Consider the following 19,732-nt stretch of genomic DNA (forward strand, 5'->3'; position numbering starts at 1 on the left):
TTGCTTGGATTTTAAGCCTTAAACATCATCCTCATAGGGCACGGCGATATCCACTTTTGCTTCCATCCATTCTGGTACGGGTAAGTCTTTCGAGCGCAGAAATTCAGGATTGTAAATCTTGGACTGGTAGCGATTGCCATAATCACACAGCATGGTGACGATAGTTTTGCCCGGTCCTAAATCTTTCGCCAGTTTCTTTGCGCCAGCAATGTTGATGCCAGTTGAAAGGCCCATGACCATGCCTTCTTCTTGCGCAAGGTTAAAGATGATTTCCAATCCTTCTTTGTCCTCTGCCTGATACGCGAAATCAGGTTTGAAGCCTTCCAGATTTTTGGTGATACGGCCTTGGCCAATACCTTCTGAGACCGAACCGCCTTCAGATTTGAGCTCGCCTTGCGTGTAATAGGCATAAAGGGCAGCGCCCATTGGATCGACAAGACCAATTTTTACGTCAGGATTTCCAGCGCGTAGTGCTTCCGCCGTTCCAACCAAAGTGCCGCCTGATCCACAAGCGCAGATAAAGCCATCAACTTTGCCATCTAAATCGCGCAAAATTTCAGGCCCTGTGGTTTCAATATGGGCTTGGCGGTTGATAACATTATCAAACTGATTGGCCCAGATCGCGCCGTTTGGTTCTGTTTTGGCAAGCGCTTCGGCTAGTCGCGCTGAAACCTTGATGTAGTTATTCGGATTTTTGTAGGGCTTAGCTGGCACTTCGACCAATTCCGCACCCATCAGACGCAGCGCATCTTTTTTCTCTTGGCTCTGCGTTTCAGGAATAACGATCACTGTGCGGTATCCAAGCGCCTTGGCCACCAAGGTCATGCCAATGCCTGTATTGCCTGCGGTGCCCTCGACGATGACGCCGCCCGGTTTAAGTTGGCCTTTTTTTTCTGCATCTCGAATAATAAATAAAGCTGCGCGGTCTTTGACGGACTGGCCAGGATTAAGAAATTCGCATTTGCCATAAATATCGCAACCGGTTTCCTCCGATGCGCGTTTTAGGCGTACAAGGGGCGTGTTACCAATGAGGTCGATGACGGAGCTGTGCATAGCGCAATCCTTTTATTGTTTTGACCTGCAAATTAGGGTTGCGCGTGCGTTCGGGCAAGTCAGAATTGGTTAGATAAACAACTGAAGATGATAAATATTTGCTTTGGCGCAGGGATATTAGAATTTTAACCTCAAAACTAATCCGATTTTGATTGCGGTGCGTAATAACAAAGTGGCTTAAGAAGTAAGTGAATGAGTCACAACAGGCTGATAAGATTGACACGTTCATATGAAGACGGGACGAGCATGACGATAGACTTTGACAATTTGGACGCGCTGCTTTCCGCTTATGTTGCAGGGAGCCTGCCTTTGCCCTTGCAAGTTATGATGGCATCACAGCTGCAATTATCCAATCAGCACCACGCTTTTGTTGCGGGCTTGGAGCGTGCGGCTGGTGCTGAGCTTGAAGAACTGTCGCCTGTACCGATTTTAAAACGCGATGAAACGCTGGACCGCATATTCAATAGCGATGATAAAATGCGTACTGAAATGAAAGCGCCTGTGCATTGCGATGTTATGCCGTCTGCACTGGTTGGATTTGTTGGACGCAGCGTTACTGATATTCCTTGGAAAACCAAACTGCCAGGTTTCAAGGAATTTGATTTGGGCAATGTAGATGGCTGTGATGTGTCCATGTTTTGGATACGTCCTGGTAGAACGGTGCCCATGCACACGCACGAGGGCAAAGAGCTTTCGCTTGTTTTGCAAGGTGCATTTACGGATGAGCGCGGTGCATTTGGACGCGGTGACATTTCGATTGCTGACGAGAATGTTGAGCATCGGCCAACGGCAGATATGAGCGCGCCGTGTATTGGCTTTGCTGTTACGGACGGGCCGCAGCGCCTGAGCGGATCATTAAAGCAGCGCATAGGTGACATTCTAGGCGCTTATTAAATTTCGCAAGATTTGGAACCAATCAGGCTCTCGCGGCGTAGTGCTGGGAGAGCTTTTTTATGGAAAACAATATGAACCTTTATCAAACTTCAGCTGGCGACGGTGTTGTGTGGATTACTGGCGCAAGTGGCGGCATGGGGCGCGAACTTGCGCTTCAGATGGTGCGCGAGGGATATGTTGTTGTTGGCAGTGCGCGCGGCGAAGATAAGTTAAAAGAGATGGAGGCAGAAGCCGCCTCATATAAAGGGCGTTTCCACGCGCTACCATGCGATGTGACTGACCGTGACAGTATGGCGGTTGCTGTTGAAGAGATTGAATCATCATATGGCCCCATTCGTCTAGCCGTGTTTAATGCTGGTAATTATTGGCCAACGGCAGGCGAAGCACTTGATATTGATGCTTTTCGCAAAACATATGAGATCAATGTTTTTGGCATGTTGAACGGGCTTGTTCCGGTGGTTGAAAAAATGAAGGTGCATGGCAAGGGGCAAATCGCGCTTGTGGCATCTGTATCTGGTTACTCTGGCCTACCAGCTGCGGCCGCTTACGGTGCATCAAAAGCTGCGATCAACAATATGGCGGAGTCTTTGAAATTCGATTTTGATAAAATGAATATTCGCATTCAGGTCGTTAATCCGGGCTTTATTGATACGCCGCTTACCGAGAAGAATGAATTTGATATGCCTGCTTTGATGCCCGTGGATAAAGCTGTGCGCCGAATGATCAGTGGTTTTGAACGTGGTGGTTTTGAAATTACTTTCCCGCGCCGGCTTACTTATCTGCTGAAAATTCTGCGTATGTTGCCGCATCGTGTTTATTTTTGGCAAATGAAACGCGCGACAGGTTGGAAAGAACGACCTTTGAACTTTGGCGATACGGCAGCAGCTAAAGTACAACGCAAAGTTTAATTGCTTTCGATTTTGCTGCGCAGTTCGCGCTGCATTTCTTCCGTAAGCGGAAAATTCCATATTAATGCGACTGCGCCCAGTTTAAGCAGGGCAGGTATCCATGCATAGATTACTGCAAGCGCACTTAACGATGTGTCGCTTTGCTGTGTGCTTATCTCTGGTTGAAAACCGAAAAGTCCAAGCAGTGGAAAGGCAAAGCCGACCGCCAGTGCCAGTGACATTTTTGTCGACAGGCTCCATGCTGCAAAATATGTTCCGGAGCGTTGCTCGCCCGATGCTGCCGTATCTATGTCGATGACGTCGGCCTGAATTGATGCGGGCAGTGACAAGTCAAAACCAACGAGCAAACCAGTCATCGCGCATATGAAGGCGAAAGCCATTACATCGCCATGTGATAGAAGCGGCGTGAACGCGAAAATGATCGTTGCTGCCAACATGCCGTAAGCCCAAGCGCGGTGTTTGGACGTGCGTTTTGCGATGAAGGCAGCCAATGGCACGCCCGCAACACCGCACATAAAGTATAAAAACAAAAGCGGTCCGCGAGTTTCTGGTGCGCCGAGATAATCAGACACGAAATAAAGAAAAAGCGTGGCTGGAATACCGTTTGCGAGGCCGTTGACAAAGAAGGCTGCGATTAATCGCAAAAACGGCCTGTTGTTTTTCAAATGCTGAATGCCTTCGGTAAAGCTTACCGCTTGCCGCGTATATTCGCGTGGCTCCGGCACTTTCCAAATGGTGAGGCTGCCCAGAAGCGGTAAGGTCAATGCGATGACAATGCCAAGCAGCGCCAGTCCGTGAAAACCATTGGCGTTGTGCGTGCCAATTGCGAAAGGCAGTGCGATTGCAATCAAGGTGCCGATAAGTGTTAAAGCTTCGCGCCAAGCTGTGATCGTTGTGCGCTTTTCATAATCGCCAGCCATTTCTGCGCCCCATGCGTAAAATGGGATGAGGCAGGCGGTGTAGCCAAAGGATAAAACAGCGCCCCAAAAGGCTAGATACCAAATCGTGGCCTCTATTGGCGGCCAGAAGATCATGAGTGCTGCAAAAGCAGTAAGGGGCAAAGAAAGCGCAAAAAGTGTTCGCCGGCGGCCAAAACCAACTCGCAATTTGTCTGCGCCATAGCCGATAAGCGGATCGTTGATGGCATCAATAATACGCACAAATAAAAGCGCTGCGCCAACGGATGTCAGCGATAGGCCAAGTGTTTCTGAATAGAATGTTGGCACCAATATATAAAGCGGTAGCGTGAGCGCGGCGAGGGGCATTGCAGGCAATGCATAGATGATGATGCGCGCAAGCGTGAGGTTGGAGCCACGATCTTTCAATGTGTGCAATTTCCAATTGGTGAATCAATACAGGATGTTGCGGTCATTTGTGCATAAAATGATTCAAGGTAGGTGGCGCGAATGCGCGCATCTTATTGTACACGTTCATAAACGACTTGGCGCACATCAATGAATTCCTCTTCAAAACCGGCTTCACAATAATAGAGATAAAACTCCCAAAGTCGTTTGAAGCGGTCATCGAAACCCATGGTTTTTAGAACATCCCAGCTTTGCCAGAAACGTTCGCGCCATTCAGCCAGTGTGCGGGCATAGTCACGTGCGAAAATACGTTCATCCTGCTTTTTCAAACCAATTTCGATAGGAAGTTGATCAAGCATAGAGGGCGGCGGCAACATGCCGCCTGGGAAAACATAACGTTGAATAAATTCAGGGTTTTCACGGTAGAAGGGAAATGTTTTCTCATTGATTGTAATGATTTGCAGGCCTGCTTTGCCGCCGGGCTTTAAGACGTCGCGTAGTTTTTCAAAGTAAGTGCCCCAATAGGCTTCACCAACGGCCTCGAACATTTCGATTGAGACAACTTTATCGTATTTTGCGCGCTCATCACGGTAATCTTGAAACTTGAATGTGACCTTGTCAGAAAGGTTCGCAGCGCGAATACGCTCCCGCGCAAAATCCAATTGCTCACGGCTGATCGTCAAGCCTGTAATTTTACAACCAATTTCACGCGCTGCAAATTCTGCAAACCCGCCCCAGCCGCATCCAATTTCCAAAACGTGATCGTCTTTTTTTATGCCCGTAGCCTTTGCAAGCGCACGATATTTAGCCGTTTGTGCTGATTGCAGATCATTCGCGCCGTCCTGATAAAGAGCGGAGGAATATGTCATGGTTGGGTCAAGCCAAGCGGCATAGAATTTATTGCCGAGATCATAATGTGCCGAAATGTTCTGTCTGGCTTTGGCTTTGGTGTTTCTATTGAGCCAATGGCGCAGCTTGCCAAATGCGGTCATTATTTTGCTGCTGCTGGCGAGGCGATTGCCCCACTCTTCATTGATGACAAACAAGCGCAGAAAGGTCGTTACATCAGGGCTAGACCAATCGCCATCCATGTAGCTTTCTGCCACGCCAATGGTTGCACCGCTCAAGGCGCGTTTTGGCAAGTTCCAATTATGCAGAACAAGCGCGGCGTTAGGACCTTCTTCGCGTCCTTCGATTTTAATCACACGGCCATCGGGCATCTGAATGGTCAACGTGCCTTTTGGTAATTGCAATGCGAGTTTAAGCGCAAGACGTGCTTTTACGGGCAGGCCGCGCGCGTAATTGCGCAAGTTTTCTGCGGTCAATGGCTCTGCAGAGGCCGAAAGATCATCCATGCTGTTTGTTGCGTGTGACATATCAATCTGTCTCGTTTCTTCTGTTTATAAAGTTATACAAATTATTCGGCAGGTCCAGTAATACGGTCTTTATAACTGACCGGATCGGGCGGTGTGCCTCTTGCGCGGTACTTTGCACCCTTGACCCAAAGCTTGAGTGCTTCCCAATGGATGCCTGCAACAACCTTTAACGTCATAAAGGGCAAACGAGCGACCTGACCAGTAAGCGCAAGCGTTGTGAAGGGCTTTGCCTCGCCGATAAATGTCGCTGATAAAAGCGGGTCTGTTCCGTCGGTTTCAAAAATGCGGAATTTGACCTTTTTGCCGGGCGGCGTAATGCGGAAATGATAGCGCATGCCCATATCGATAAAGGGAGAAACGTAGAAGATCTTGGTGCGTTCCTGCCGCAGTCCTGAGCTCGTAAGCTGTCCATTTTCGACCTTGCAGACATAGCTATGTCGCTCGCCAAATGTGTTGCGAACTTCGTAAATCACAGCGGTCAAATGATCGCTTGCATCATAACAAAAATACACGCTGATCGGGTTGAAAACGAAACCTAGAATACGCGGATAGGCCAGAAGAAGAATACGGTGAGGGCGATGCACACCTGCTTCCTGCGTCAATGCCGATGCATAATCGCGTAAGCTACGCTTTTCACCTTCAGGCAGGTGGTCACGCTCATAAAAGCTAATGAGGTTAAAGCGGCCAACTGAAAACAGCGAAGATAATGTGGAGGCATCTGCGAGCCTGTCTAGGTCAAACAAGCAATTGAAAACGCGGTAATTGAAGCGATGTCCAAACGGCTTCAAGCGCGCATGCATTACCTTGCCGGGATACAGTGTTGCTGCTTGTCCCGGCGGCGGGAACAGGGCTTGATTTGACATATTTTGCATATGCATATCCACAGTCTATTCGGCCGCAACGGCAATTGGAAGTGCATCAGGTAGCGCCGATCGCCAAGGCACATGACCGCCCAGCGCTTCAGCGGCCTCTAATCCGGATCGCAATCCATCTTCGTGGAAGCCAAAACCTGTCCAAGCACCGGCAAAAAAGATGTTGTCGTTGCCTTGTAGAAATTCAATTCGTTTTTGAGCATCAAATGCGGCTTGATCATATTGTGGATGGTCAAAGCTCCATTCGCCGAAGACTTTGGCTGGATCAGGTTCACGCGTTGGGTTGAGTGTTACAAAAAGCGGTTTTGAACTGTCGATATTTTGCAGGCGGTTCATCCAATAGGTGAGGCAGATTTCGCTTTCATCTCCATTGGCTTCTGTTTCACGCATATAGTTCCACGCAGCCCACGCTTTGGTGCGTTTTGGCATAAAGCTAACATCGCGGTGTAGGACGACGCGGTTCGGCTTATATTTAATGTCAGATAAAACACTTTGCGTTTCCAACGGCCCATTGCCAGCAGCAAGAATGGCGCGTGCTTGATCTGAATGGCAGGCAAATACCACGGCATCAAAATGTTCTATTTTGCCATTTTGATCGGTTAACGAGGCACTGCCATCATCATTGTTATGAAGCGCGGTGATTTGCGTGTTTAATTTTACGCTGTCGCCAAGTGTGCTGAGTAATTTTTGATGATAATTACGCGATCCGCCAGAGACCGTGCGCCATGTTGGTGGCTCTAGTTCAAGAAGGCGGTGGTTTTCAAAGAACTGAATGAAAGACAATGCAGGAAAAGCCAGCATTTTAATTTTGGGCGTAGACCAGATCGCTGCGGCCATTGGAATTAAATAGTCATCTTGAAACCGCTTTGAGAACTTTCTCTTGTTTAAATATTGACCGATCGTCATCGTGCCAAGATAACCGCTGTCACGGTCTTTTAGGCATTGCTTATTGAAGCGCACAACTTCGCGAAGCATCCATAAAAAGGACGGTGAAAAAATATTGGCTTTTTGAGAGAATACAGTGCTGAGGCTAATGCCGCACCATTCACGCTGACCGCCATTGAGCGATAGTGCGAAACTCATATTGGTTTCTTCAGATTTCACACCGAGAAAATCAAACAAAGCGCAAAGATTTGGATAGTTGCGTTCATTGAAAACAATAAAGCCCACATCCACAGCAATGGGTGTGCCGTCATAATCGACATCAACGGTACATGTGTGCCCGCCAGCGCGGCTTTCTGCTTCAAACAGCGTAACATCCTGCGTGAAGTTCAAAGACCAAGCTGCCGCTGCGCCAGAAATACCGCTGCCGATAACTGCAATTTTTTTGCGCGGCGCGGGTGTATTTATGTTCATCCGGTGCTCTTTCTCATGGTTTGGTATGCGGTCAAAGCTCGCTCGCGCGCAGTTTTGTGATCAACGACGGGGTTGGGATATGTATCGCCGAGGGTCACACCTGCATTTTTAAGGATTTTCTCGGGGGCATCCCAAGGTTTGTGTATGTATTTTTCAGGAACATCACGCAGTTCGGGGCAGTAAAGTTTCACATAAGTGCCAAGCTTATCGAATTTTTCGCCCTGCAGAATCGGATTGAATATACGGAAATATGGAGAGGCATCGGCGCCGGAGCCTGCAACCCACTGCCAGCTTGCCGTATTGGATGCGGGATCTGCATCTACCAATGTGTCCCAGAACCATTTTTCGCCTTCGCGCCAGTCAATCAGCAGATGCTTTACCAAGAACGAAGCAACGATCATTCTGACGCGGTTGTGCATCCATCCGGTTTGCCAAAGTTGGCGCATGCCTGCATCAACGATGGGGTAGCCGGTTTTGCCCTGTTGCCAAGCCGCTAAATGTTTCTTGCTGCTATTCCACGGAAAAGCATCAAACTGACTATTATAGTTCTTGTTCTTTAAATCTTCGAAATTGACCAAGAGATGGTACGCAAATTCGCGCCAGACGACTTCTTTTCGAAATGTCTCTTTATTCGGCGTATGGGTGCCATGCTTCGCATTCACTTCAGACCAGATTTGATAGGGTGAAATTTCACCAAAGGTGAGGTACGGCGATAATTTTGATGTGTCCTGCTTGGCAGGAAAATCACGCCCTTCTTTATAATCATTGATGGGCCCATCAAGAAAATCACCCAAACGCTCTAAGGCGCCTTGCTCTCCCGGTGTCCATTCATCTGAAATTCCGCCTGACCAGTCTGGTTTTGTTGGGAGCAACGCCCAATCATTAAGCGAATCGCTTTTTATAGTTTTGTTGTAGGGGTTAAGTGCTTGTGGCTTGGGGGCAGGGTCGCGAGGTTCATCCTTGCCCGACAGCGCACGCCAAAAGGGTGTGTAAACCTTATAAGGGCCACCCGAGCCTGTGCGCAGTTTAGTCGGCTCATGCAGTAATGCGCCATCAAAGCTGATTACTTCTATACCATCATTGGTCAGCTCGCTTTTGAGCTCTGTGTCGCGCTTGATGTGGCTTGTCGCATAGCGCCTGTTCCACAAAACGGTTTGCGAACCGGTATCATCGATTAAACTCTTGATGATTTTGTTTGGCGAGCCGCGCTTTAGAATCAGTTTTGCGCCAATGGCTTCCAATGATTTTGATAGTGCGATTAGCGAATGATGCAGCCACCAAAGCTGCGCACCGCCATAATGCGTTGTCTCGTCTGCATCTTCATCCAATATATAAAGGCAAATCACCTCTTGGTTGCTTTGCGCTGCCTTTAACAATGCGGCGTTGTCAGCAATCCTCAAATCATTGCGAAACCACACAATGATTGGGCCGTCTGGTAATGATGGATTCGTTGCGGTCGGCATAAGATCAGAGCACCCAAAGTTACATTAAAGTATTTGTTGTTTCTGCTTACGCAACGCCAGACGTTTTAGATCATTCAAGAATGTCGATTTATTGAAATATGCGCTGAAAAGAAAAACCGGCTGATGCGATTTGCATCAACCGGTTTTAATTGGCTCCCCGAGTAAGATTCGAACTTACGACCGATCGATTAACAGTCGATTGCTCTACCGCTGAGCTATCGGGGAATATCTTGCGATGAGCGCTCATAACAAAAGGTATTTTGTTTTGCAAAGGGACTTTTGAGAAAAAGTCACAATTTTTTTGTTTGATGCCAAAATAATGCTTTGAAGCGCGATAAATGCTGGCAGATCGAGACAGAAATTCACATATAAGCTTAATGCAAGATAAATCTGATCATTATTTGAAGCTGTTTGGTCGCTCCATACGCTTACCAAGGCGTCGCTTTATGCGCGTTTTGCTTGGTGTTGCATTGATTCTCGGCGGCATATTAGGCTTTTTGCCAATATTAGGCTTCTGGATGTTGCCGCTTGGAATATTCGTTTTGAGCCATGATTCTAAAGCTGCGCGGCGCTTTAGTCGTAAAATGGCTGTGAAAATAGGGCGTATAAAAGCCAATTTTCGCGCTAATCGTGATTCAAAGCAAAAATAATAGGTACAATAATGATTGCCCTGCTTGTCGTTTTAAAAACGCTCTGTTAACAGATGCCGCGATACGCAGTGGTATTAGGGCCTCGTGGCGGAGTGGTTACGCAGCGGATTGCAAATCCGTGTACTCCGGTTCAAATCCGGACGAGGCCTCCATTTTCTTATTGCTGCACACCGAAAAGCGCAGAGATCAATCGATGATGGAAAATTACACAGAACTTCGTCGCGCAATGGTTGATAGCCAGGTTCGCACAACAGATGTGACCGAGCTGCGCTTAATTGAAGCGATGTTCGAAATTCCGCGTGAGGCTTTCGTACCAGCAAAAACCAAGCCGCTTGCTTATATTGATGATGAAATTCTTGTCACATCGCCAGATGCAGCGCAGCCACGTTATCTTATGGAGCCATCGCCTTTCGCTAAGCTAGCGCAGATGGCTGATATTGGTTCGGATGATTTGGTTCTCGATATTGGTTGTGCAACGGGTTATTCATCTGCCGTATTTTCTAAACTTGCCGGTGCTGTAATTGCGCTTGAGAGCGACGAAGACCTTGCAAACAAGGCATCAGAGACTTTGGCATCGCTTGGCTTTGATAATGTTGTGGTTGTCACAGGTGATCTGAATGCAGGTTTTGCCGGTGAGGGGCCATATGATGTTATCTTTTTGAACGGCGCTGTTGATGCTGTGCCTGAAGCGCTTCTTGCTCAACTTAAGAGCAACGGCCGTTTGGCTGTGATTGAAGGGCGCGGAACAACAGCTTTTGCACGTCTTTATATTAAAGACGATGAAGGCGTTGTATCGAGCCGCAAGACATTCAATCTTTCTGCGAAAACTTTGCCGAGCTTTGTGAAAGAGCCAGAATTCTTATTTTAAACCCTAAGCTTACTGACATTGTGGTGCGAATTAACAACGGTTAACTTTTTAAAACTGTAAACACTGTGTCTATGACAATTTTGTAACTTGAGTTTTGCGTCTCAATTGTCTTATTGCCATCATACGGTTTTAATAAGCGTACTTATGTCAGATTGGGATTACTTATATGCGTCGGTCAATATTTTCAGCGGTTCTGACTTTGACTGTTTGCATCGCCTCAGCCGCGCATAGTGCTGAAACTATTCATGGCGCAATGGCGAAAGCCTACGAAAACAACCCTAGCTTAAACGCTGCACGTGCTGGTTTGCGTGCTGTTGATGAAAATGTACCGCTTGCAAAATCGGGCCACCGTCCACGCGTTCAAGCGACGTCCTCACTTCTTTACAATTTTTCTGAGGGCGCTCGCGGCTACAGCACTGCGAGCTTTGGTGTTGAAATCAACCAGTCAATTTTCGATGGGTTTGAGACACGTAATAAGATTAAAGGTGCGGAAGCTGGTGTACGTGCAGAACGCGCTAATCTTCTAAATACAGAGCAAAATACGCTTTTTGATGCGTCGCAAGCATATATGGATGTTTTGCAAAACCGCCAGATAGCTTCTCTGCGGGCGCAAAATATTGATTCGCTTAATGAGCAACTACGCTCTGAGCGATCTCGCTTTGAGGTTGGTGAAGGCACACGCACTGATGTTGCGCAAGCGCAAGCCAGTTTGGCTGCCGCTCGTGCGCAGCTTATTGCTGCACAAGCGCAAGTAAAATCATCCGAAGCAATTTACATGCAAATTGTCGGTACAGAGCCGGGTGCTTTGAAAACGCCAGCACCTCTTTCTAAGCTTTTGCCACGTTCTCTTGCGCAAGCAGAGCAAATTGCATTTTCAAGCCATCCTGCAATCGAAGTGCGCAATGCACTTGTTGATAGTGGTCTATTCAGTGTTAAGGCAGCTGAAGGTGCGTTTCTGCCACAGGTGGGTGTCAGTGCTTCTGTTTCGCGTAATTTATCATCATCTTCAAATTCTGGTCGCGTACCAAGCGCGCTAGACAGCTCATCTGAATCAACCACAGGCCGTGTCGGTTTGAGCGTGACAGTGCCTATTTATCAAGGCGGTCAAGCGTCTGCGACTGTGCGTAAAAGCAAAGAGCAGTTAGGCCAAGCACGTTTAGAAGTTGATGTGGCGCGTAATCAGGTTCGTGCGGCCGTTGTATCTGCTTACACGCAGCTTGAGGCGTCTCGTGCCTCTGTGAGTGCCAATCAGGAAGGCGTGAGCGCCGCCCGTCTAGCACTAAACGGCGTTGTTGAAGAGCGCAGCGTTGGCCAGCGCACAACACTTGATGTTCTTAATGCCCGCACCGTTGTTCTTAACGCCCAAATCGCATTGGTTCAGGCGCAGCGAAACCAAGTGGTATCAAGCTATGCGCTTGCTTCTGCCATCGGGCGCCTAAATGCCAAGCGTTTGGGCTTGAGTGTTGCCGTTAAAGACCCTGAAGAACACTATAGTGCTGTTAAAGATAAATGGTTCGGTTTGCGCACACCTGATGGTCGCTAACCGCTTTTACCGGCCACGGTAACCATTTTAACGGTTATTCTTGTGGGTTGTAGAATCAATTTCCCATCAGCGATTCTCATTTCCAAATCTATGCGCTAGGTTGATGTGTGATTCGGTACGCCGAATGTTCAGTGGATAATTGTAGAGTGGGTGACATGGCGCAGACCAATCCGGTGCAAGACCAACCTTCAATGGATGATATTCTAGCTTCGATTCGCCGTATTATTGATGACGGTAATAAAAAGTCGGACGTCACGACTATCGTTAAAGAAGCTGTTGCAAATGATGACATTACGCCTGCGCCAAGCGCACAGGTTGAATTGGTGTCCGCTGCCGATCTTCTTGGGGCAGAAGTTGCTGAGCAAACTGAAATTTCTGTTGATGATGCGTTTGATGAAGTTGGTGTTCCTGAGCTCGATAGTTTTCTGGAATCCCTTGATGCGAAATATGAAACATCTGAAACCAATGTGGTGCCGCTGGAAGCTGTGAAAGAGGCGGATAGCGTTGCGGAGCCTGAAAGCGTTGATGTTCAGACAATTGAACCGGCACAAAAGAAATATGAGCAGCGTTTTACGCATGATGACCGCACCGCTTTTGAAAAAGTGGGTAGCGCACTTGCGGCAAAAACATCTGATTATCAGCAAGTGACTGCTAATATACGCCCTTCAGCACCTTCATATATGCCCGAAACAAAACGCAATTTGGTTTCTGAGCAGGTAAAATCCGTTATTGGAAATTCATTTGAGAGCCTATCTGAAGCGCTGGCAAATGAAGCAGGGCGTGATCTGCCTGCCATGACAGAAGATTTGCTGAAGCCAATGCTTTCTGACTGGCTTGATAATAATTTGCCGGCAATGGTTGAGCGTTTGGTTCGTGCTGAAATTGAGCGTATTGCCCGCGGCGAGTGAATTTGCCGCCATGTGAACTGCTGGCCCTGTGTTGACAGCAGGGCTTCTATCCGATTTATCCAAGCTCATACTCTTTATGATAATTAGCCGTTGAACGGCGCGGATTTTTCGATGCTAGATAAGACTTTTGACGCGGCCAATGTTGAGCCGCAAATCGCCAAAAAATGGGATGATGCAAACGCTTTTGCTGCCGGAGCAGGCGCGCGCGAAGGTGCGGAACCATTTTCTATCGTAATTCCGCCGCCCAATGTTACTGGCTCCTTGCATATGGGCCACGCTCTTAACAATACGCTTCAAGACATAATGGTTCGCTACCAGCGTATGCTTGGCAATAATGTGCTGTGGCAGCCAGGTATGGACCATGCGGGTATTGCTACGCAGATGGTTGTTGAGCGCAAGCTGAATGCCGAGGGCAAAAAGCGTAACGATTTTACGCGTGCGGAATTCATCGAGAAAATTTGGGAATGGAAAGCTGAAAGCGGCGGCACGATTTTCAATCAGTTAAAGCGTCTTGGTGCTTCATGTGATTGGTCGCGTGAGCGCTTTACGATGGATGAAGGTCTATCAGAAGCGGTGCTCAAGGTTTTCGTTGAGCTTTATAATGAAGGCTTGATTTACCGCGGCAAGCGTTTGGTCAATTGGGACCCACATTTTGAAACCGCAATTTCTGATCTGGAAGTCGAGAACACCGAAGTTGATGGCCATATGTGGCATTTCAAATATCCTTTGGCGGACGATGCAACATACACCTATGTTGAAAAAGACGAAGACGGCAATGTGGTTCTTGAAGAGACGCGCGATTATATTTCGATAGCGACAACACGCCCAGAAACCATGCTAGGTGATGGTGCTGTTGCTGTTCATCCTTCCGATGAGCGCTATGCTTCTATTGTTGGCAAGCTTTGTGAAATACCTGTTGGACCGAAAGAACATCGCCGTAAAATTCCAATCATAACAGACGAGTATCCTGACAAGGATTTTGGGTCTGGTGCGGTTAAAATTACCGGCGCGCATGATTTCAACGATTATCAAGTTGCCAAGCGCAATAATATTCCTCTGTACCGTTTGATGGATACAAAGGCATCAATGCGCGCTGATGGCGATGCCTATGTTGAAGAAGCGGCGAAATCAAAAGCAATCGTTGAAAGCGGCGAGCTGCCTAGCGAAGCTGTTGTTGATGCGATTAATCTAGTGCCGGATGAATATCGCGGACTGGACCGCTTTGAGGCGCGCAAAAAAGTTATTGCCGATATTTCCGCTGAAGGTTTAGCGGTTATGACAACCGTCACGGTTAAGGACGATGAAGGCAATGAACGTGAGGAGAGTGTTCCTTACGTTGAAAATAAGAAGATTATGCAGCCGTTTGGTGACCGCTCTAAGGTCGTTATCGAGCCTATGCTGACAGATCAATGGTTTGCCGATGCGGAAACATTGGCTAAGCCTGCGCTTGCGTCCGTTAAAGAGGGTCGCACAACCTTTGTACCGAAAACATGGGAAAACACCTATTATAATTGGATGGAAAACATCCAGCCATGGTGTATTTCGCGCCAGCTTTGGTGGGGGCACCAAATCCCTGCATGGTATGGCCCTGATGACCGTGTTTTTGTAGCGAAAAATGAAGGTTTGGCGCTTGAGGCGGCAATTCAGCATTATATTTCTCATGAAGGGCCGTGGAAAGCTTGGGTCGAGAATAAGATTGAGGCATCTGAAACGCAGAGCATATTGCAGCGCGACCCAGACGTTCTCGACACATGGTTCTCATCTGCGCTCTGGCCGTTTTCAACGCTTGGTTGGCCTGAAAAGACCAAAGAGCTTGAGGCTTATTACCAAACGGATGTGATCGTTACCGGTTTTGACATTATTTTCTTCTGGGTCGCCAGAATGATGATGATGGGCAATCACTTTATGAAGGACGAAGACGGGCAATCTGTCGAGCCGTTCCATACGGTTTATGTTCACGCATTGGTGCGTGACAAGGACGGGCAGAAAATGTCCAAGTCCAAGGGCAATGTTATTGATCCACTGGAACTGATGGATGAATACGGCACGGATGCGCTGCGCTTTACGCTAGCGATTATGGCAGCCCAAGGCAGGGATGTTCGGCTCGATACTGACCGTATTGCTGGCTATCGCAATTTTGGAACCAAGCTGTGGAATGCGACGCGCTTTGCACAGATGAACGATGTTGCGCATGATCCGAATTTCAAACCGGAAGATGCTAAGCTGCCCGTTAACCGCTGGATTTTGACCGAGCTTTCACGTGCGGTCAAAGAGGTTTCAACGGGTATCGATACGTATCGCTTCAATGATGCTGCATCAGCGGCTTACAAATTCGTTTGGAACAATTTCTGTGACTGGTATTTGGAACTGCTAAAACCTGTTTTCCAAGGTGAGGACGAGGCGGCTAAAAAAGAGGCTCAGGCTTGCGCTGCCTATGTTCTCGACCAAGCTTACAAAATGCTGCATCCGTTTATGCCTTTTATGACTGAGGAGCTTTGGGGATTAACAGCTGCAAATCGTGAGACACTGATTTGTCATGCGCCTTGGCCTGAAGCGGCGTTTTCTGATGATGAAGCGGCTGATGAAATCAACTGGTTGATTGAGTTGGTATCGGGAATCCGTTCTGTACGTGCAGAGATGAATGTGCCGCCATCTGCCAAAGCGCCGTTGATTTTTGTTGATGCTGGTGACGTGACACGCGGCCGGATGGAGCGCAATGCTGCTGCTATTCAATGGCTGGCGCGGGTGGAAGCACTTTCTGTGGCTGATGTTGCACCAGAAGGCTCTGCGCAAATCGTCGTAGGCGAAAGCACAGCTTGCTTGCCACTTGGCTCGCTTGTCGATGTGGCGGCGGAAAGTGCGCGCATCGAAAAGGCAATTGGCAAGGTACGCGGTGACATGGCTAAAATTGAAGGCAAGTTGAACAATGAAAAATTTGTTCAAAATGCCAAGCCGGAAGTCGTTCAAGCTGAGCGTGAAAAACTGGCAGAATTCAAACCTACATTGGAGAATCTTGAGGCTGCACTTGCCCGCGTTAAAGCGCTTTAATGATTCGAGATTTCAATTTTGATGCAAAACAGGCCGTTGACGCTTACGTCAACGGCCTGTTTTTGTATGCTCAGCCGTAAAGATGTGTTCTTGTGACACAATTGCAACATATTGTTGGCGATTCAGCTCGAAATGAGGCTTTTTAAAGGGTGTTCAAGGGGGATGCGACGATTTCACCTGCTTAAATAACTTTTTTGTTACAATTCGACGTGTCTCATTTTGCCTCAATAGCGCTAAAAAGTGCCACCTTACGTAGCGTTTGGGCCTCAAAAACGGCACTTTTGGAAAATCTTCTTGAAGTAGTAACCTTATTTGAGTGAGATAGGATTAATTCGTTTTCTGGAGGGGGGCATATGTCTAGCTCAATCAATAAAATTATTCTCGGTTTCGCTGGTGCGACAATTCTTGCAACTGCAGCGAATGCAGGTGGCTTTAGCCGCGGCACAGCAGATACAGATATTCTGTATGAAGATGGTAATTTCGTGTCGCGTTCGTCTATGACGTTTGTGTCGCCTAAACAAAATCTTACTTCTCAAGGGTATGGCGCTTCAGAGTCTTCTGATTTGCTTGAAAGCTATGTTATTCCTAGCTTTGCGATGAAGTTGGAACCCGTTGAAGATATTGCTTGTGCTGGCACTTATACAACGCCATTTGGTGGTAAGTCTGACTATAGTGGTACAACTCTTGGGTTTGATGTGACTACAGCAAAAACAACGGGTTCAGTGAAACAAGATTTTGTTACGAATGAACTAGGGTTGACCTGTGGTGTTTCATTCAATGCCGGCCCTGGAAAATTCACAATTTTGGGCGGCGCATTTTATCAGTCTTTGGATTTTGAACAGCTGATTGGTTATAGTCCTAAACTGGGCGGACCGACGCTTGCTTTACGTCTCAGCGATCATGGTTACGGGTACCGCGTTGGCGCTGCTTACGAGATTCCAGAAATCGCATTGCGTGCGCAACTTATGTATCGTTCTGCTGTAAATGTAGATGCTACTGGCACTCTTGATATTTTGTCAGGTGGAACGGCGAATCCTTTCGCCACTGGTAAAGCTACTTTCCCGCAAAGTGTTGAATTGAAAGTTCAATCTGGTGTTGCACCAGGATGGCTTGTATATGGTGGTGTTAAATGGACTGACTGGAGCGTCTTTGATGTTCTTGAATACAATGCTACTGGCACACCAGCTTCCCTAAACTTCTTCTGGAAAGATGGTTGGACAATTAATGGTGGCGTAGCGCACCAACTCAATGATGCACTTGCCGTTACTGCTGGTCTGACATGGGATCGCGGTGTTGGCACCGGACACGACCTTCAAGAATCTGATGTTTGGACTGCTAGTGCAGGCGCGTCTTTCAAACCAAGCGAAAACGTTGAGTTCCGTGGTGGTGTTGGTTATTCTTGGTTCGGCGCAGCGTCACAAGACTTTACAGCCGGTGGTGGTGTTGGATCTTCTGTTCCAGCACCAGGAATTAAAACAGCAGAATCTGGTTCGGCAATTGGTGTGAACATCAGTGCAAAAATTAAATTCTAAAATCTAAAATTCAGATTTTTAAAAACCCGTCCTTGTGGCGGGTTTTTAATTTGTGCGGTTCTGTTCATTTTGTGATGATTCAGCAACAGTTTGGTTAGAACTATTGTTGTAAAGTTACGTGAAGGCGGTTTGCCGCGATCCCGCCACAAAGATTAATCAATTACGAAGACATGTGAAAACCGCATTTAAATGTCAGTGAAAAGATATTGAATGTTGGAGCGAATGATAGAAATTAAGATTGCTCACCTTAACGATATGGTGGAGCAGAGGAACTGAAGTGTTGCGTGGATATCTGATAGATAACCTGACCGTAATCAGGAATTTGGGCCATTATGCCAAGCTTGCCAGCCGGCCAGCGATGCTTGTGTGCTTTTGCGTAGGGCTCTTATTGAGCATACCTGCACATGCATTCGACCAGCAAGATGGTGCGGAGCCTACGGGCGAGCGCAAAGCTTGGACGACATTCAGATTTGGTTTTTCAGCCTATAAAAGCGGACGCAAAGACGAAGCTTTTAAAGCGTATAGCGATGCTGCCAAAGATGGGCACATTGGTGCGCGTTGGAAACTGGCAAAAATGTATGCTGCTGGCGATGGCGTTGAAGAAAATGATTTTGAGGCTTTTCAAATTTTACGCGGCATTGTGAAAGAAGGCGCTGAGCAAGGCAGCCGAGATTCATCTTTTGTTGCGGATGCTTTGGTGTCGATTGGCGCTTATGTACAGCGCGGTATCGCTGGATCGCCAGTGAAAGCTGATCCGGCACGTGCGCGTGATATTTATTGGCAGGCAGCTGCAAACTTCAAAGATGCTGATGCTCAATTCGAACTTGGTAAAATGTTTTTAAGCGGCGAGGGCGGCGCTGTTGATCCCCGCCAAGCGGGTCGCTGGTTTAATTTGTCCGCAAGTAAAGGCCATGCAGGATCGCAAGCCATGCTCGGAAAAATGATGTTTGATGCTGGCAAGACTGTTGAAGGCTTGGGCCTGATGACCGCTGCTTTGCACAATGCCGAAGAAGGCGATCGAGGCTGGATTAGAGCGATGCAGGAAGAAGCCTTTGCTGTTTCTTCTGAAGCGGATAGACGCACTGGCATCTCTTACGGTGATAGTTTAGCGCGCAATTAGTGCGCGGCAAAATTTGGTGTTCCTTTTATAATGAAGTCAATTTCAACGATGAGCGTTAGCACCAAGTTGAAAATGCTCCAACTTTTCGTAGCTGCTTTATTTACGCTCATCGCAAACGTATTTTTTCCAATTGGCGATATTGGTTTTGTCGTCTTCTTCGTGCCGATTATGTTCCTTGCAGCCTATCTATGGGCCGGAATTTTATTCTTCTTCGCTGATTTGATCTGGAAGCTTATTGCGAGACCGCAAGAGCGGCTGTTTGCCATCACCATGCTTGGATCAAGTGTTTTTATAACTGCGATGTTGGGTGCTGCATATTGGCTTATCAAAGATAGCCTTGGTATTGGCGGGACCATATTTTACGCGATCCTTGCCTATTGCGTGTTTTCCATAGTTCGCTGGTTTCGCCGCCATACGGCAAGCTATTACGCAGCGCTGGAATCCGAGCAGAGAAATGCGGAAAGCACGGATGTGGCCGCAGATAATAAAAGCCTTTAGCTAAAGCGCACAGGTATCGGCCAAGCTTGTTTTTCAAGCGAGCCAAGCGGACATTCTTGTTCTAGAATTTTCCATGACGTATTGTTTAAAACGCGGCTGCATGTCGCTAGAACATTACCAGAAGGCAGGTTTAAGCATACTGTTATGCCTTCTGGCACCGAGCGGTCTTTAAACCGGCAAGTACATTCACTTTTAGCAAAAGAAGTGACCGGTACGAGAGCCGTAAAAATGGCTGCAATAAGTACCAATCGTGTCGATGATAGCTCGTATTTCATTGAAATAGCCTCCCATCTTAGGATGGAAGGGTCTCACAGAACCTCAATTCGTGCAAGTTGAGCT

At 47.5% G+C, this 19,732-nt stretch carries 17 protein-coding genes and 2 tRNA genes; 11 read left to right on the forward strand and 8 right to left on the reverse strand.

Going from position 1 to position 19,732, the window contains the following annotated elements:
- Positions 1 to 18 precede the first annotated feature (18 nt).
- Positions 19 to 1,053 (reverse strand): cysteine synthase A, encoded by a 1,035-nt coding sequence (locus N530_RS0116115; RefSeq protein WP_026481547.1) that lies wholly within the window; start codon positions 1,051 to 1,053, stop codon positions 19 to 21.
- A 246-nt stretch (positions 1,054 to 1,299) separates the two neighbouring features.
- Between N530_RS0116115 and N530_RS0116120 the strand changes: the two genes are divergently transcribed.
- Together N530_RS0116120 and N530_RS0116125 are read left to right on the forward strand one after the other, a co-directional pair.
- Positions 1,300 to 1,947: a cupin domain-containing protein gene (locus N530_RS0116120; RefSeq protein ID WP_026481548.1), complete on the forward strand. Its 648-nt coding sequence runs from the start codon at positions 1,300 to 1,302 to the stop codon at positions 1,945 to 1,947.
- A gap of 71 nt (positions 1,948 to 2,018) precedes the next feature.
- Positions 2,019 to 2,855: an SDR family NAD(P)-dependent oxidoreductase gene (locus tag N530_RS0116125; RefSeq protein WP_035267454.1), complete on the forward strand. Its 837-nt coding sequence runs from the start codon at positions 2,019 to 2,021 to the stop codon at positions 2,853 to 2,855.
- Here N530_RS0116125 and N530_RS0116130 read toward each other — a convergent pair.
- From N530_RS0116130 to N530_RS0116155, 6 genes are all read right to left on the reverse strand, one after another.
- Complete coding sequence (locus tag N530_RS0116130; RefSeq protein WP_026481550.1) at positions 2,852 to 4,180, reverse strand: MFS transporter; 1,329 nt, start codon at positions 4,178 to 4,180, stop codon at positions 2,852 to 2,854. The two genes, N530_RS0116125 and N530_RS0116130, sit on opposite strands and share 4 nt — an antisense overlap.
- Before the next feature lie 92 nt (positions 4,181 to 4,272).
- A complete protein-coding gene (locus N530_RS0116135; RefSeq protein WP_026481551.1) occupies positions 4,273 to 5,535 on the reverse strand; it encodes a cyclopropane-fatty-acyl-phospholipid synthase family protein in 1,263 nt (420 codons plus the stop codon).
- A gap of 41 nt (positions 5,536 to 5,576) precedes the next feature.
- A complete protein-coding gene (locus N530_RS0116140) occupies positions 5,577 to 6,413 on the reverse strand; it encodes a DUF1365 domain-containing protein (protein ID WP_051541022.1) in 837 nt (278 codons plus the stop codon).
- A gap of 9 nt (positions 6,414 to 6,422) precedes the next feature.
- Positions 6,423 to 7,763, reverse strand: coding sequence for an NAD(P)/FAD-dependent oxidoreductase (locus tag N530_RS0116145; RefSeq protein WP_026481553.1), 1,341 nt, complete (start codon positions 7,761 to 7,763; stop codon positions 6,423 to 6,425).
- Complete coding sequence (locus N530_RS0116150) at positions 7,760 to 9,226, reverse strand: deoxyribodipyrimidine photo-lyase (protein WP_026481554.1); 1,467 nt, start codon at positions 9,224 to 9,226, stop codon at positions 7,760 to 7,762. Before N530_RS0116150 ends, N530_RS0116145 begins: the two co-directional genes overlap by 4 nt.
- Before the next feature lie 150 nt (positions 9,227 to 9,376).
- A tRNA-Asn gene (locus tag N530_RS0116155) sits at positions 9,377 to 9,451 on the reverse strand.
- 152 nt (positions 9,452 to 9,603) lie between these two features.
- Between N530_RS0116155 and N530_RS18435 the strand changes: the two genes are divergently transcribed.
- From N530_RS18435 to N530_RS0116200, 9 genes are all read left to right on the forward strand, one after another.
- Positions 9,604 to 9,876, forward strand: a complete 273-nt coding sequence (locus N530_RS18435; RefSeq protein WP_247869211.1) for a hypothetical protein — start codon at positions 9,604 to 9,606, stop codon at positions 9,874 to 9,876.
- Between the two features lie 78 nt (positions 9,877 to 9,954).
- Positions 9,955 to 10,028 (forward strand) — tRNA-Cys (locus N530_RS0116165).
- 41 nt (positions 10,029 to 10,069) lie between these two features.
- The gene (locus tag N530_RS0116170; protein WP_026481555.1) at positions 10,070 to 10,744 is read left to right on the forward strand and encodes a protein-L-isoaspartate O-methyltransferase; all 675 of its coding nucleotides are present in this window, start codon (positions 10,070 to 10,072) and stop codon (positions 10,742 to 10,744) included.
- Between the two features lie 166 nt (positions 10,745 to 10,910).
- Positions 10,911 to 12,287: a TolC family outer membrane protein gene (locus tag N530_RS0116175; protein ID WP_035267307.1), complete on the forward strand. Its 1,377-nt coding sequence runs from the start codon at positions 10,911 to 10,913 to the stop codon at positions 12,285 to 12,287.
- A gap of 155 nt (positions 12,288 to 12,442) precedes the next feature.
- On the forward strand, positions 12,443 to 13,195 hold the full coding sequence (locus N530_RS0116180) for a DUF2497 domain-containing protein (RefSeq protein WP_081774009.1): 753 nt from the start codon (positions 12,443 to 12,445) through the stop codon (positions 13,193 to 13,195).
- A gap of 111 nt (positions 13,196 to 13,306) precedes the next feature.
- Complete coding sequence (locus N530_RS0116185; protein ID WP_026481558.1) at positions 13,307 to 16,243, forward strand: valine--tRNA ligase; 2,937 nt, start codon at positions 13,307 to 13,309, stop codon at positions 16,241 to 16,243.
- Between the two features lie 353 nt (positions 16,244 to 16,596).
- A complete protein-coding gene (locus tag N530_RS18440) occupies positions 16,597 to 17,775 on the forward strand; it encodes an OmpP1/FadL family transporter (RefSeq protein WP_051541023.1) in 1,179 nt (392 codons plus the stop codon).
- 358 nt (positions 17,776 to 18,133) lie between these two features.
- A complete protein-coding gene (locus tag N530_RS0116195) occupies positions 18,134 to 18,895 on the forward strand; it encodes a tetratricopeptide repeat protein (RefSeq protein ID WP_026481559.1) in 762 nt (253 codons plus the stop codon).
- A gap of 30 nt (positions 18,896 to 18,925) precedes the next feature.
- Positions 18,926 to 19,393, forward strand: a complete 468-nt coding sequence (locus N530_RS0116200) for a hypothetical protein (protein WP_026481560.1) — start codon at positions 18,926 to 18,928, stop codon at positions 19,391 to 19,393.
- On the opposite strand, the gene N530_RS18445 is transcribed toward N530_RS0116200, so the two are convergent.
- Positions 19,390 to 19,668 (reverse strand): hypothetical protein, encoded by a 279-nt coding sequence (locus N530_RS18445; protein ID WP_035267309.1) that lies wholly within the window; start codon positions 19,666 to 19,668, stop codon positions 19,390 to 19,392. The two genes, N530_RS0116200 and N530_RS18445, sit on opposite strands and share 4 nt — an antisense overlap.
- Between the last annotated feature and the right edge of the window lie 64 nt (positions 19,669 to 19,732).

This window comes from Ahrensia sp. 13_GOM-1096m, assembly GCF_000620605.1.
Classification (GTDB): Bacteria; Pseudomonadota; Alphaproteobacteria; order Rhizobiales; family Rhizobiaceae; genus Ahrensia; species Ahrensia kielensis.

Bases quoted from the DNA above. Each gene is read 5' to 3' on its own strand.
- N530_RS0116115 (WP_026481547.1), bottom strand. From the start codon at position 1,053: ATGCACAGCTCCGTCATCGACCTCATTGGTAACACGCCCCTTGTACGC.
- N530_RS0116120 (WP_026481548.1), top strand. From the start codon at position 1,300: ATGACGATAGACTTTGACAATTTGGACGCGCTGCTTTCCGCTTATGTT.
- N530_RS0116125 (WP_035267454.1), top strand. From the start codon at position 2,019: ATGAACCTTTATCAAACTTCAGCTGGCGACGGTGTTGTGTGGATTACT.
- N530_RS0116135 (WP_026481551.1), bottom strand. From the start codon at position 5,535: ATGTCACACGCAACAAACAGCATGGATGATCTTTCGGCCTCTGCAGAG.
- N530_RS0116140 (WP_051541022.1), bottom strand. From the start codon at position 6,413: ATGCATATGCAAAATATGTCAAATCAAGCCCTGTTCCCGCCGCCGGGA.
- N530_RS0116145 (WP_026481553.1), bottom strand. From the start codon at position 7,763: ATGAACATAAATACACCCGCGCCGCGCAAAAAAATTGCAGTTATCGGC.
- N530_RS0116150 (WP_026481554.1), bottom strand. From the start codon at position 9,226: ATGCCGACCGCAACGAATCCATCATTACCAGACGGCCCAATCATTGTG.
- N530_RS18435 (WP_247869211.1), top strand. From the start codon at position 9,604: ATGCAAGATAAATCTGATCATTATTTGAAGCTGTTTGGTCGCTCCATA.
- N530_RS0116170 (WP_026481555.1), top strand. From the start codon at position 10,070: ATGATGGAAAATTACACAGAACTTCGTCGCGCAATGGTTGATAGCCAG.
- N530_RS0116175 (WP_035267307.1), top strand. From the start codon at position 10,911: ATGCGTCGGTCAATATTTTCAGCGGTTCTGACTTTGACTGTTTGCATC.
- N530_RS0116180 (WP_081774009.1), top strand. From the start codon at position 12,443: ATGGCGCAGACCAATCCGGTGCAAGACCAACCTTCAATGGATGATATT.
- N530_RS0116185 (WP_026481558.1), top strand. From the start codon at position 13,307: ATGCTAGATAAGACTTTTGACGCGGCCAATGTTGAGCCGCAAATCGCC.
- N530_RS18440 (WP_051541023.1), top strand. From the start codon at position 16,597: ATGTCTAGCTCAATCAATAAAATTATTCTCGGTTTCGCTGGTGCGACA.
- N530_RS0116195 (WP_026481559.1), top strand. From the start codon at position 18,134: ATGCTTGTGTGCTTTTGCGTAGGGCTCTTATTGAGCATACCTGCACAT.
- N530_RS0116200 (WP_026481560.1), top strand. From the start codon at position 18,926: ATGAAGTCAATTTCAACGATGAGCGTTAGCACCAAGTTGAAAATGCTC.
- N530_RS18445 (WP_035267309.1), bottom strand. From the start codon at position 19,668: ATGAAATACGAGCTATCATCGACACGATTGGTACTTATTGCAGCCATT.